Source organism: Chitinophaga horti (assembly GCF_022867795.2).
In the GTDB taxonomy this organism is placed as follows: Bacteria; Bacteroidota; Bacteroidia; order Chitinophagales; family Chitinophagaceae; genus Chitinophaga; species Chitinophaga horti.
The window spans coordinates 2,315,094-2,327,935 of sequence record NZ_CP107006.1 but is presented as its reverse complement, the minus strand read 5'-3'; the positions used below and the strand labels follow the sequence as shown (position 1 = coordinate 2,327,935).

Here is a 12,842-nt window from a genome sequence, read left to right as displayed (position 1 = left end):
ATTTTTGCAGGCTATGTACACCAGGCAAGAGGCATCGCAGTTAAGACAGGCGTTCTGGACCACCTTCGGCAAATACATGTCGCCCATCCTGTCGGCAGACGGGGCAAAGATCAACTGGATCAATTACAAGACCGGCATTAAACATATTCGTTTCACCATGGAGGCCGACACCAAACAGGCCACCATCGCGATCGTCATCGATCATCCGGATGCGGCGACCCGTAAGCGCTATTACCAGCAGTTGGTGCAATTGCAGGGCTTCTTGCATGAGACCCTGGGCGAACAGTGGAATTGGCAGGAGGAGGTGAGTAATGAGTACGGGCAGCTGCAAAGCATTATATCCAAAGAACTGAAACCCGCCAACATCTTTGATCAGCAGCAGTGGCCGGTCGTCATTTCGTTCTTTAAACCAAGGATCATGGCATTGGATGAGTGCTGGAGTATGGCGAAGGAGGGGTTTGAACGATAGTTTTGATTAGTTAACTTTGCGCCCAGATACAAATTTGCCACCAAAACATGCCTGTTAAACGGATTAAACGGAGTTACCGTAAAGTAAAATACATTCTATATCGCGAAACGCTTATCGACACCAGAGAACACATTGTCACCTTTCTCGGCGCCTTCCTCGGCATTGGCCTGATCGGCTTTGTACACAGCAAATACCTTATTGCACACGAAAACCTTTTCCTCATAGGCTCCTTTGGGGCTTCTTCAGTACTTATTTACGGCGTGATCAATAGTCCGCTTGCGCAACCGCGTAACCTTGTGGGCGGTCATCTGATCAGTGCGATCATTGGCGTTATCTGTCATAAATTATTCCCTACCGAACTATGGCTGGGCGGCGCTATCGCCGTGGCCTTGTCGATCGTGGCAATGCAGATCACCAAAACACTGCATCCGCCGGGAGGCGCTACGGCACTTATCGCAAATATGGGCACGCCGAGAATTGAATCGTTAGGCTTCCTGTACGTACTTTGCCCGGTGCTGACGGGCGTGCTGATACTACTCGCAGTGGCACTATTGGTGAACAATGCGACCAAACATCGCAGTTACCCGACCAAACCGCTGTTCCGACGAAGGTGACGGCTTTGGCAGTGAATTTGCTCAGCATTATGCTATATTTATCTTATGAGCACACGAAACGGAATCATACTCGCCCTGCTGGCCCTTTGCAGTTGCGCGCCGCAGCCTTATAAAGCCACCAATAAAGTATACCGCCAACAGGCGAAAAGCCTCGCCCGCGGACTGCAGGACCAGCCCATTGGTCTACCTGTTGATTCAGTGCAACCAACGGCCTGGTGGGCAGGTACGGTGAACTTTAATCTCCGTAAACCGAACTTCGTCATCATTCATCATACGGCCCAAAACTCCTGCGAGCAAACGCTTAAGACCTTTACGATGACGCGTACCCAAGTAAGTGCGCACTATGTCATTTGCCGCGATGGTGTGGTGCATCATATGCTCAACGACTACCTGCGCGCCTGGCATGGCGGCGCGGCCAAGTGGGGCAATGTGACGGACATTAATTCAACTTCTATCGGTATTGAATTAGATAACAATGGCACGGAGCCCTTCGCGCCCATGCAGGTGCGTAGTCTGCTCGTGTTGCTCGACACACTCAAACACCGCTACAATATTCCTGCTGCGAACTTCATCGGCCACGGCGATATTGCACCCCGCCGTAAGGTAGATCCCAGTGTGTATTTCCCCTGGCAGCAACTGGCCGAGAAGGGCTTCGGGCTTTGGTTTGATACGAGTGCTGTAAGCCTGCCTGCCAATTTCGATACGAAGATGGCCTTACGTATCGTAGGTTACAATGTGCAGGACAGCACCGGCGCCGTGGAGGCTTTCCGCCGAAAGTTTAATCCGGCCGATTCTACGAAAGGTGCGGCTATGAGTGAAGGGGAGCAGAAGATCCTTTACAGCCTCATGAAGCAATCGCAATAACCGCCCGGAATTTCGTACTTTTAGTTTGTGCAGGCATCCTCATTCGACATTATACAGCAGGGCGAAAACGCGTTATTACTGAACTGGTCACAGCAGATAGACCCGGTCGTGAATCACCAGGTGATGTCGGCTTTTCGCCGGATCACACAGTTGCAGCTTCCCTGGGTGCGTGATCTCATTCCTGCATATGCCTCGCTCACCGTCGTGTACGACGCACTTTACATTTATGCTAAGATTAATAAAGATGTGGCAGACTGGGTAAGCCTGCAGGTGCGTGATTTACTGGACGACATCACTGCCACGGAGGTTACTGCGGGCCGTGATATCAGCATCCCTGTATGTTATGATCCTTCGCTGGGGCTGGATGTGGAAGCGCTGGCTGCACAAAAGAACTTATCGCTCGAACAACTCATCGCGTTACATACCGGCCGAACGTATAGGGTGTACATGTTAGGCTTCCTGCCTGGTTTCCCTTATATGGGTACGGTAGATGAACGCCTGATAGCACCCCGGTTATCGAAGCCCAGGCCGCTCGTACCGGCAGGCAGCGTCGGCATAGCAGGCGCACAAACAGGCGTTTACCCACTGGCATCGCCCGGCGGCTGGAATATCATCGGCCAAACACCATTACGCATGTTCGACCCGGAACGTACACCCGCAGCCTGGTGCCAACCCGGCGACCAGGTAACGTTTGAGCCGATCTCAATTGAACAGTTCCATCAACTTAAATCCACCTCGTGAGCATACGCGTATTACAACCCGGACTAATGGACACTATCCAGGACCTGGGCCGCTACGGCTCACAGCACCTGGGTATCAATCCAGGCGGCGCCATGGACCGCATCGCCGTTCGTGCCGTCAACGCACTGGTCGGCAATAAACCGGAGGAGGGCGTGCTGGAGATGCATTTTCCTGCTTCCTCTTTCCTGTTTGAATCGGGTACGGTCATCGCTCTTTCTGGCGGAGATTTTACCGCTATGATCGATGGCCGCGTGTTGCCGCTTAACAAGCCGGTGCTTGTGGCAGCACAGGCGCTCCTGTACTTCAAAGGTCCTGTATCGGGCGCACGATGTTACATGGCGGTAAGGGGCGGCTTCGACATTCAGCCCTGGATGGGCAGTTATAGCACGCACCTGAAGGCAGCCGCCGGTGGCTTCCAGGGGCGCGCGTTGCAAAAGAATGATCAGCTGCCGTTACGACAGCGCGCGAACTTTACAAAACTGCTCGATCATAAGGACTTCAAAATCCTTCCCTGGATGATCTATACGCAGAACATGTATACTACCACCAACCTGCGCATCACCGCGGGCAGTGAGTTTACATCGCTCAGCGACCCGGAGCAGCTGTTGACGCACGATTTCAGCTGCACCAAACACTGCGACCGTATGGGTTACCGACTCGAAGGCTTGGCACTGAAACACTATAGGGCTGGCGAGCTGCTTTCCTCCGGCGTTACCCGCGGGGCTATACAACTCATGCCCGACGGACAAATGATCATCCTTACGGCAGATCATCAGACGACAGGTGGTTATCCGCGTATCGCACATGTGATTGCGGCAGACCTGCCTTCACTCGCACAACACAGGCCCATGCAGGCCGTGCGCTTTACCCTGGTGTCGGTAAACGACGCTGTGCAACTACACCATGATCAGCTGCAACGTTTGCAATTGCTCGGGAATGCGTGTACATTACAACTTGAAAAGTGGCTACAAGCTTATGCATTATATTGATCTGAACTGCGATATGGGAGAGGGCATCGGTAACGATGCGGCGATCATGCCTTTTATCAGCAGCTCCAACATTGCCTGTGGCGCCTATGCCGGCGACGAACACACGATGCGCTCAACCGTCGACCTGGCCATGCAATACGACGTGGCCATCGGGGCACATCCCGGGTTTAACGACAAAGCAAATTTCGGTCGCACCAACCAGCAACTGGAAGGCAATGAACTGTACGACCTTATCACGAGCCAGGTGTATGCCCTGCATCACATCTGCCGCGAGCAGGGCGCAAAACTGCATCACGTAAAACCGCATGGCGCGCTGTACAACATGGCGGCCACGTCCCGCGAAATGTCGGTAATCATTGCCGGCGCCATCAAAGATGTAGATCCTGAACTTAAGCTTTATGGCCTCAGTGGCAGCCTGCTTATCAGCGAAGCCACGAACGCCGGTCTTACCGCCGTATCCGAAGTATTTGCCGACCGCAGTTACCTGGACGATGGCACTTTGTCGCCCCGTAGCATGCCGGGCGCAGTCATCAAAAGCGAAGACCTGGCCGTGGAGCAGGTAATACAAATGGTCACCACCGGTAAAGTAACTGCTATCACCGGCGACATCGTACCGATCATCGCCGAAACTATTTGCCTGCATGGCGATGGCGAACATGCCGCCGCCTTCGCGCAACGCATCAACCAATCATTAAGAGATCACCGGTTAATTATCCGCTACCCTTGAAAAAACAAACTGCATCCGCCGTGGGCGGCGCTATTTTCCTGATGGCTACATCTGCCATAGGACCGGGTTTTATTACCCAAACCACCGTATTCACTCAACAACTGGCCGCTGCATTCGCGTTCGTAATACTGGTGTCTATACTGCTCGATATCGGCGCACAGCTGAACATCTGGCGGGTACTAACGGTCACTGATACACGCGCGCAGGATCTTTCCAATAGATTATTACCCGGGCTTGGCTACTTGTTGGCCGGACTGGTGGTAATCGGCGGCCTGGCCTTCAACATCGCCAACATTGGCGGTTGTGGCCTGGGCATCAATGTGCTAACAGGCATGCCTGTAACTTACGGCGCCATCCTCAGCGGCGTACTCGCGCTTGTCATCTTCTGGATGAAGGAAGCCGGCAAAATGATGGACCACTTCGCCCGCTGGCTGGGCATATTGATGATATTACTCACGCTGTATGTGGCCGTTAGCTCACACCCTCCCGTGCTGGATGCGGTGAAGCAGAGTGTATGGCCGTCTGCCATCGACGCTAACGCTATCATTACACTGGTGGGAGGCACGGTTGGCGGGTATATCAGCTTTGCCGGTGCGCACAGGTTGCTGGATGCAGGCATCAGCGGTCCGCAGTCGGTCCCTGTGGTGAGCCGGGCTGCTGTAAACGGCATTTTTATTACCGGGTTGATGCGCACGCTGTTGTTCCTGGCGGCTTTGGGTGTTGTGACCGCCGGCACCACCTTAGATCCGAAAAACCCGGCTGCCGATGTGTTTCGCGTGGCAGCAGGGGAGGTGGGCTACCGCTTCTTCGGCGTGGTGTTATGGAGCGCTGCTATCACATCCGTAGTAGGCGCAGCCTACACCTCGGTGTCGTTCCTCAAAACCTTTCATCCGCTGATCGCCAAACACGACAAGTGGTGGATTACCGGCTTTATCGTCTTCTCCACTATTGTATTTGTAATGGTAGGCAATCCGGTTACGTTACTCGTCACCGCCGGCGCACTCAACGGGCTCATATTGCCGGTGGCACTGGCCGTGATCCTCATCGCGGCTTCCCGCCCTTCGCTGGTAGTGGCTTATCGTCACCCGGTATGGATGCAGGCGGCGGGGTGGACGGTCGTAGCGGTAATGGGATGGCTGTGTATTGTCACAATTAAGAATTGGTTATCCGCCTGATTTAGTAGTTTTGCCACATGAAAGATTATAAAAAGCATTTCGTACTGGCCGCACCGCCGGAAGATGTGTATAAAGCGCTCACCAATCCGGCTACCATCCGCCTGTGGAGCGGTGAACCTGCGATCATGAGCACCGAACCAGGCTCTGAATTTTCCCTTTGGGACGACAGCATCGCCGGCCGCAACATCGAGTTTGAGGAAGATCGTAAGATCGTACAGGAATGGTATTTCGGCGACCAGGAAGAAGCATCTATCGTAACAATTATCCTGCATCCGCATAAAAAAGGCACTTCCGCCGAACTGAAACATTCCAACATTCCCGATGAAGCATATGACGACATTGTGGAAGGCTGGAACGATGCCTACTTCGGCTCGTTGATCGACTTTTACCAAGACTAGCACCGCCGCATGAAGACCGCCTCGGTTAACGAACTTAAAAAGGAATTACAGGACGTGCCGCATGCCCAGCTCGTAGAGTTATGTGTGCGGCTATCCAAGTATAAAAAGGAGAATAAAGAGCTGCTCACTTACCTGCTCTTCGAAGCGCATGATCCCGAACAGTACATCGCTTCCGTAAAGGCTTTGATGGACGAAGAGTTTGCGAACCTCTCCACTGCCGGTCTCTATTTCGTAAAAAAGAACCTGCGTAAGATCCTCCGCATCACCAATAAACATGTACGTTACGCAGGCTCTAAACCTGCCGAAATAGAATTGCTCCTGTACTTTTGCCGTAAAGTGAAAACCTCCGGCATTCGTATGCGCGATAGCGTAGCCATCATGAGCATGTACGCCCAGCAGTTAAAGAAGATTGGTAAACTGATCGACGCGCAGCATGAAGATCTGCAATATGATTACCGCCGCGAACTGGAGAAGTTATCGTAATGGGAATAACTTTTCTACCGCTATTTTCCGGTAGTCGAAAATACCTTTTACTTTCTTGCCTACAAGCAGCGCGTTCGCAATGTCGCCAATGAAGCCGTACGGAATGCGGTAATGGACAATGTCGGTCATTTCCACGCCGCCTGCCACTTCGCGGAAATGGTGCTGGTGATGCCACAGGCTGTACGGGCCAAACCGCTGCTCGTCCACAAAATATTCCCCGTCTTTCACGTGCGTGATCTCCGTCATCCAGTACACCGGTATCCCGAATAATGGCTTTAACGTATATTCTATCACTTGTCCTGCGTAGATGTGTGCGGCAGACGGCTCACTTGTAACGGTAAATGCCATGTCGCCAGGTGTTATCTTCGCGAGATTCTCTGGTCGGCTGAAAAAATCCCATGCTTCGGCAAGTGTGATCGGTAAATGCTGTGTGGCTTTGATACGGTAGGTACGTGACATGGCGGCAAATTAACGATTCGAGGCCACAAAAGTGCTCATCGTTGCCAAAAATCCGCAACAATTTCACCCCAAATGCCCCATTTGCCACACCCGCGTTTAAAGATCTGTTAAAACGCTTAATACTATTAAAATCAATGCAGTAGAGCAGCACCTGGTAGGCTCCTGTACGTTAGTTGGCATACCCACAATTTCGTTTTTGGTACGATGCTTGTTTTTTACTCATCAAACAAACTTATTAGCCATGAAAAGCATCTTAATCACTGCCTCAGTATTAGGCGCCGCAGCGGCTGGCGTAGTTCTGTACATGCGTAACCGCGACCGTGTTGATTCCGCCATCGGCGAAGTAAAAGACAATGCAAGAAACGCGTTCCGTAAAATGAACAAACATTACCGTAAGGTAGAAAAGAATGCGCAACACTCCATGCAGCACGCTATGAGCTGATATTGGATACGCGATGAAAGAAACACCCACATACTGCGCTTGAAGCGACAGTAAACATAAAGACGGTCTTGTTCCACATCAGGGATAAGACCGTCTTTAGTTTTAATCTATGGATAAGTTGTTTTACTTTAGCGTACAATCAATTTAACCATACCTGCTGCTTATGTCCATCAATGTAACCAAGAGAAACAACATTAACATCGTGGGTAACCCGGACGCATCACAAACGATCGTGTTCGGCCACGGCTTCGGCTCCAGCCAGGAAGCGTTCAACTACATCCTGCCATATTTCGAGAAAGATTACAGGATCATTTTGTACGATAACACCGGCGGAGGTAAATCAGACCTTGCTGCATTCAACAATGCCAAGTATAGCTCCCTGCAGGGATATGTGCTCGACCTGGTCGATATTTTCCGTGCCTTGGAACTGAAGGATGTGATTTATGTGGGGCATTCCGTGAATGGCATGGTGAGCCTGCTCACCTCCATCCGTTATCCCGAATTCTTTAAAAAACTGGTACTCGTTGGTGCCAGTCCGCGTTACCTGAACGACGACAGCGCAGGATATACGGGTGGCTTTACCCAGGAAGCCCTGGAAGGTTTGTATGATACCATGCGTTCGAACTACAAAGCGTGGACGGCCGGCTTCTCCGCCATGGTAATGGCCGCCCCCGAAAGACCCGACCTCGTGAGCGAGTTCGCCGCCACACTGGCCGATATTCGCCCGGACATTGCCCTGTTTGTGGCAAAAGTGATATTCGAATCCGACTACCGTTCGGAGTTGCAAAAGGCAACCGTTCCCACCTTGCTGATTCATGCCAAAGAAGACGTAGCCGTGCCGCTGGTGGTTGGGGATTATTTACACGAACATATAAAGAACAGCCAGTTGCACGTCGTAGACGCCTACGGTCACTTCCCGCACATGTCTGCGCCGGATGCTGTAGTAAAAGCGATTACCGATTTCATCTGATAAAACCGTAACGTGAGCAATTGGGAGCGTAAGGCCGTGTTATTCATGGACCATACCAGTAAGTGGGATATTTCAAACGATTGCGAGTTATTTGTGCCCTTCGCCCTGGAGCTATTGAAGGATAGTACGGATGCTTACCTGGCCTTACAGATAGTTCTGGAGGACAGTTACACCGCCCGTATCAAAAACGCTACACCTTCATTCCTGGACGATCTCGCCTTTAACGCCGACCGCCTCGACGATTTTTTGGTGCAACATCACCAGGAACCGATCTTCTGGCGCGACATTCCGGCCAATAATGTATTTGGTCACCTGCTGCTGGCATTGTCCTCTGCGATTATTATCCCCGTATTATGCGGCGGATCGCAGCGACTATTGGTATTTGGCTGGAGTGGCCCCCAGGCCTTCGACACCACTTTCCGCGAGTTTATTTCCATGGCAAGGTCCCGCATGAACGGCATCCTGGGGCAAAGCAATTCCCAGAGTGCACTTATCCGTTCCTGCGACCGTTTCACTGCTATCCTGGAAGCAATTCCCCAGGCACTGGTCTTTATCGACGACAGCGGTCATGCCGGCTGGGTAAACGAGAAAGCAGCCGCTTTACTGGAACTGGAAAAAGCAGGGGAGTACAGCCCCGCAGATTTGTCGGCCGCCATGGCCAACCTGCGTCACCGGATAACGAACCGCGACGAGGTAAACAGGCAGGCTGCCCAGGTATTTGGGAACAGCGCAGCCGCACCGGAAGAATGGATATGGGAACTGGCATCGCAGCGATACCGTGTTTCTTTTCGCCAGGTAGATAACCGGCAACTAACAGGAAGTATATGGCTCTTTGAGCCCATAAAATAAAAGAAGCCGGGTTGCTATAAAGGCCCGGCTTCGGTATTTTTAAGCAGCTGCAACGCCATTCGTCTGATGCACCGATTGTAGAGCCTTCTCAAAAGCCTGCTCTAGGTCATGCCGGATGTCGTCGATATGTTCGATCCCCAACGAAATACGCAGTAATCCTGGTTCCACACCTGCCGACACCTGTTCCTGCTCACTCAACTGCTCGTGCGTAGTCGTGGCCGGATGGATGATCAGCGTTTTGGCATCGCCCACATTTGCGAGGTGACTAATCAGCTTAAGATTGTTCACCAGCGCATCCGCTACCGCCTTGCCGCCTTTTACCTTAAATGACAATACGCCGCCAAACCCGTTACGCAGGTACTTTTTAGCCAGCGTATGGTACTTGCTGCTTTCCAGCCCCGGATAGTTCACGTACGATACTTCCGGGTGCGCCTCCAGCCATTTGGCCAGCGCCAGCGAGTTGTCGACCGTGCGTTGCACGCGCAGGGACAAAGTTTCTAGCCCCTGTAAGAACAGGAACGAGTTAAACGGACTCAAAGCTGGTCCCCAGGTGCGCAAACCCGTTACGCGCAAACGAATGATGTAAGCAATGTTCCCGAACGGACTGTCTGACCCGAATACTTCCCAGAACTTCAATCCGTGATAGGCCTCGTCGGGCGACGTAAACTGCGGGAACTTGCCATTACCCCAGTTAAAATTACCGCCATCTACGATCACGCCGCCAATGCTGTTACCATGGCCGCCGATCCATTTGGTGGCCGATTCCACCACGATGTTCGCCCCATGATCGAACGGCCGGAAAAGATAGCCGCCCGCACCGAATGTATTGTCAACCACGAAAGGAATGTTATGTTTCTTCGCGATCGCCGCGATCTTCTCAAAATCCGGGATACTGAAGCCAGGATTACCGATCGTTTCGAGGTACAGCGCCTTCGTGTTTTCGTCGATCGCCTTTTCAAATGCGGAAGGATCATCGCCGTCCACAAACCGTGCTTCCACGCCGATGCGCTTAAACGACACCTTGAACTGGTTGTACGAGCCGCCATACAGGTAAGAGGACGTCACAAAATTATCCCCCGGCAGCAGCAGGTTATGCAACGCCAGGAATTGCGAAGCCTGTCCCGAGGCCACCGCTACCGCACCAACACCACCTTCCAGCGCCGCGATCCGTTTCTCGAATGCGTCGGTGGTGGGGTTCATGATGCGCGTATAAATATTCCCAAACTCCCGCAGCCCAAACAAATTGGCCGCATGCTCGGAGTTGTTAAATACGTAAGAACTGGTCTGATAAATGGGTACTGCCCTTGAATTGGTGGCCGGGTCGGGGCTTTGGCCTGCATGCACCTGCAGGGTGTCGAAGTGAAGCTGTTGTGTAGACATATCTAAAGGAATTTATAATTCTACTAATTTAGTAGACTAATATTCCTTCTCCAAATTTATTTTCGGCCATCGGCAGGGCACCTGCGCTGGATTAGTCCGTCATGGCGAGCGAAGCGCCGCCAACTGCCGGGAAGACTGGAGCGGAGGTTTGCTTCGCGCTGCTTATAATGACGGCAAAGGGCAGGCGTCATCTTAAGAGGATCCTAACTGGATTGTAACTAACTGTAACTAAACTGTAGCTAATTGTTACTGATCCAGTAGCGTTTTAGTTACCATTCAGTAAGGATCCTCTTAGGATCCTCTTACGATCTGCTGTCCATTTTCAGGGGCAGGGTATATCCATTGTATATGCACCCTATATGCCAGCAAGGTTTTCAGCGATTTAGCATATACCCAGGGTATACGATGGGTATACCATCAACAGGCTGAAAGGGAAGAAAAGGTAGAAGTATGCGACGCAACGGCGGGGGAGAAGCGAGGTGAAAGATGGGCTAAAAAAGGGATAATTGACCGCTATCGGGCTTAACGGGGCCGTCGCCGAAGTTGGAGACGGTGATGCCGAGTAAACGTATTTTTGCGCCCTCTAAATCAGTTTTCAGCAGTAACTCCTTGGCGGTCGCGGCAATAATGTCGAGCTCGGCGACGGAATACGTGAAGGAGTGGTTGCGGGTGATCTGGCGGAAGTCGCTGTATTTGACTTTGAGGGTGACGGTGCGGCCGCGGAGTTGGTGGCGCTCTAAACGGTCGTGTACGGTACGGGCTATCTTGTCCAGCTCGGCATGCATGTCGTCGAGTTGTTCCAGGTCGAAGGCGAAGGTGTCTTCGGCGCCTACGGATTTCGTTTCCCGGTGGGGTTGCACCTCGCGGTCGTCGATGCCGCGGACGATGCGGTAGAAAAAGCGGCCGGACTTGCCGAAATAGCGGTACAGCTCATCCTCGGTGAACTTCTTCAGGTCGGCGCCGTTGAAGATCTGCATACGGTTCATTTTTTCAGCGGTGACTTTACCTACGCCGAAGAATTTCTCTACCGGCAGCTGCTCCATAAACGTTTCTACCTGGGCGGGATCGATGAAAGTCAGGCCATCCGGCTTGTTCATATCCGATGCGATCTTGGCCACGAACTTATTGATAGAAACACCGGCTGACGCGGTAAGCTGCAATTCTTCTTTAATCGCCGCGCGTATCTCCTGGGCAATGCCGATGGCAGAACCGATGTTACGCTTATCTTTTGTGACATCGAGATAGGCCTCGTCGAGCGACAGCGGTTCGATAAGGTCTGTATAGCGCCGGAAGATCTCGCGTACGTGCTGTGACACCTCTTTGTACGCGGCAAAGCGGGGTTTTACGAAGATCACGTGCGGGCATAACTGCAAGGCTCTTTTGGAAGGCATGGCCGAGCGGATACCGAACTTGCGTGCCTCGTAACTCGCAGTGGCCACCACACCGCCACGCCCTTCCGGACCGCCGCCCACCACGATCGGTTTGCCACGGTACTCCGGGTTGTCGCGCTGCTCCACAGACGCATAAAAGGCGTCCATGTCGATGTGGATGATCTTGCGGTGCATAAAGCAAAGTTACTGCATAAAAAACGGCAGCACCTCGCGGATCGTGGCGCACTGCCTGAAATTCTCATGCTCTACCTGCACGTCTACACGCTCAATTTCCCAGGTAATGTGATAAGGGATGTGAATGCCATGGCCACCGATAGCGAGTACCGGCAGTACGTCCGACTTCAGCGAATTGCCGATCATCAGGAACTCTTCGGGTTTTATGTCCAGGTGGCGGATCAGTTTTAAATAATCAGCTTCCTGTTTGTCGGACATGATCTCGATATGGTGGAAATAATGCTCCAGGCCTGACTTTTTCAGTTTGCGTTCCTGGTCGAGCAGGTCGCCCTTGGTGGCTACCACCAGGCGGTAATCGCCTTTCAGTGCTTCGAGCGTATCTTCGATGCCTTCCAGCAGCTCGACAGGTTTCTGAAGCATTTCTTTTCCAAAATCCATGATCTGTTGTACGATCGTGATGGGCGCGCGGCCTTCCGATACGCGGATAGCGGTTTCGATCATAGAAAGAATAAAGGCTTTAATGCCGTAGCCGTAAAGTTTCAAGTTGGCGATTTCCGACTTCAGCAGTTCCCGCTCTACGGCGTGGTGGGGGAGGTAATCCTCCAGCAGGGCACAGAGTTTATATTCAGTTTCCTGGAAGTAAGGTTCGTTTACCCAAAGGGTATCGTCTGCGTCAAATGCGATTACTTTAATCATATGGTCTTTTGTTGGGGGCGT

Annotated in this window: 16 protein-coding genes; 12 read left to right on the top strand and 4 right to left on the bottom strand. The window is 52.2% G+C overall.

What is annotated here, in order from left to right; genetic code table 11:
* Positions 1-13 precede the first annotated feature (13 nt).
* Genes MKQ68_RS09455 through MKQ68_RS09415 form a run of 9 tightly spaced genes read left to right on the top strand, consistent with a single transcriptional unit; the run spans position 14 to position 6,460 of the window.
* Entirely contained in the window at positions 14-469 is a 456-nt protein-coding gene (locus MKQ68_RS09455; protein ID WP_264283078.1) for a DUF4268 domain-containing protein, read from the top strand.
* 47 nt (positions 470-516) lie between these two features.
* Positions 517-1,083, top strand: a complete 567-nt coding sequence (locus MKQ68_RS09450; RefSeq protein WP_244843626.1) for an HPP family protein — start codon at positions 517-519, stop codon at positions 1,081-1,083.
* Between the two features lie 45 nt (positions 1,084-1,128).
* On the top strand, positions 1,129-1,947 hold the full coding sequence (locus MKQ68_RS09445) for an N-acetylmuramoyl-L-alanine amidase (RefSeq protein ID WP_264283077.1): 819 nt from the start codon (positions 1,129-1,131) through the stop codon (positions 1,945-1,947).
* A 27-nt stretch (positions 1,948-1,974) separates the two neighbouring features.
* Positions 1,975-2,688 carry a 5-oxoprolinase subunit PxpB gene (pxpB, locus tag MKQ68_RS09440; RefSeq protein WP_264283076.1) on the top strand — a complete coding sequence of 238 codons (714 nt, stop codon included), beginning with the start codon at positions 1,975-1,977 and terminating at the stop codon, positions 2,686-2,688.
* Entirely contained in the window at positions 2,685-3,677 is a 993-nt protein-coding gene (locus tag MKQ68_RS09435; RefSeq protein ID WP_264283075.1) for a 5-oxoprolinase subunit C family protein, read from the top strand. The genes pxpB and MKQ68_RS09435 overlap by 4 nt, the downstream gene beginning before the upstream one ends.
* Positions 3,664-4,404, top strand: coding sequence for a 5-oxoprolinase subunit PxpA (locus MKQ68_RS09430; RefSeq protein WP_264283074.1), 741 nt, complete (start codon positions 3,664-3,666; stop codon positions 4,402-4,404). The genes MKQ68_RS09435 and MKQ68_RS09430 overlap by 14 nt, the downstream gene beginning before the upstream one ends.
* Positions 4,401-5,579, top strand: a complete 1,179-nt coding sequence (locus tag MKQ68_RS09425; protein WP_264283073.1) for an NRAMP family divalent metal transporter — start codon at positions 4,401-4,403, stop codon at positions 5,577-5,579. Before MKQ68_RS09430 ends, MKQ68_RS09425 begins: the two co-directional genes overlap by 4 nt.
* A 17-nt stretch (positions 5,580-5,596) precedes the next feature.
* Complete coding sequence (locus MKQ68_RS09420; protein WP_264283072.1) at positions 5,597-5,977, top strand: SRPBCC domain-containing protein; 381 nt, start codon at positions 5,597-5,599, stop codon at positions 5,975-5,977.
* Positions 5,978-5,986: 9 nt separating this feature from the next.
* Positions 5,987-6,460 (top strand): hypothetical protein, encoded by a 474-nt coding sequence (locus MKQ68_RS09415; protein WP_264283071.1) that lies wholly within the window; start codon positions 5,987-5,989, stop codon positions 6,458-6,460.
* On the opposite strand, the gene MKQ68_RS09410 is transcribed toward MKQ68_RS09415, so the two are convergent.
* Positions 6,452-6,919: an SRPBCC family protein gene (locus tag MKQ68_RS09410; RefSeq protein ID WP_244843634.1), complete on the bottom strand. Its 468-nt coding sequence runs from the start codon at positions 6,917-6,919 to the stop codon at positions 6,452-6,454. The two genes, MKQ68_RS09415 and MKQ68_RS09410, sit on opposite strands and share 9 nt — an antisense overlap.
* 241 nt (positions 6,920-7,160) lie before the next feature.
* Between MKQ68_RS09410 and MKQ68_RS09405 the strand changes: the two genes are divergently transcribed.
* The 3 genes from MKQ68_RS09405 (at position 7,161) to MKQ68_RS09395 (ending at position 9,180) form a co-directional block, all read left to right on the top strand.
* Positions 7,161-7,361: a hypothetical protein gene (locus MKQ68_RS09405; protein WP_244843635.1), complete on the top strand. Its 201-nt coding sequence runs from the start codon at positions 7,161-7,163 to the stop codon at positions 7,359-7,361.
* Positions 7,362-7,524: 163 nt separating this feature from the next.
* Positions 7,525-8,331, top strand: coding sequence for an alpha/beta fold hydrolase (locus tag MKQ68_RS09400; protein WP_264283070.1), 807 nt, complete (start codon positions 7,525-7,527; stop codon positions 8,329-8,331).
* 12 nt (positions 8,332-8,343) lie between these two features.
* Positions 8,344-9,180 carry a PAS domain-containing protein gene (locus MKQ68_RS09395; RefSeq protein WP_264283069.1) on the top strand — a complete coding sequence of 279 codons (837 nt, stop codon included), beginning with the start codon at positions 8,344-8,346 and terminating at the stop codon, positions 9,178-9,180.
* A gap of 39 nt (positions 9,181-9,219) precedes the next feature.
* On the opposite strand, the gene MKQ68_RS09390 is transcribed toward MKQ68_RS09395, so the two are convergent.
* The 3 genes from MKQ68_RS09390 to MKQ68_RS09380 all read right to left on the bottom strand — a co-directional run bounded on the left by MKQ68_RS09390 (position 9,220) and on the right by MKQ68_RS09380 (position 12,821).
* Positions 9,220-10,560: an O-acetylhomoserine aminocarboxypropyltransferase/cysteine synthase family protein gene (locus MKQ68_RS09390; RefSeq protein ID WP_264283068.1), complete on the bottom strand. Its 1,341-nt coding sequence runs from the start codon at positions 10,558-10,560 to the stop codon at positions 9,220-9,222.
* A 491-nt stretch (positions 10,561-11,051) separates the two neighbouring features.
* Entirely contained in the window at positions 11,052-12,125 is a 1,074-nt protein-coding gene (gene dinB, locus MKQ68_RS09385; protein WP_264283067.1) for a DNA polymerase IV, read from the bottom strand.
* A gap of 9 nt (positions 12,126-12,134) precedes the next feature.
* A complete protein-coding gene (locus tag MKQ68_RS09380) occupies positions 12,135-12,821 on the bottom strand; it encodes an HAD family hydrolase (RefSeq protein ID WP_264283066.1) in 687 nt (228 codons plus the stop codon).
* Positions 12,822-12,842 lie beyond the last annotated feature (21 nt).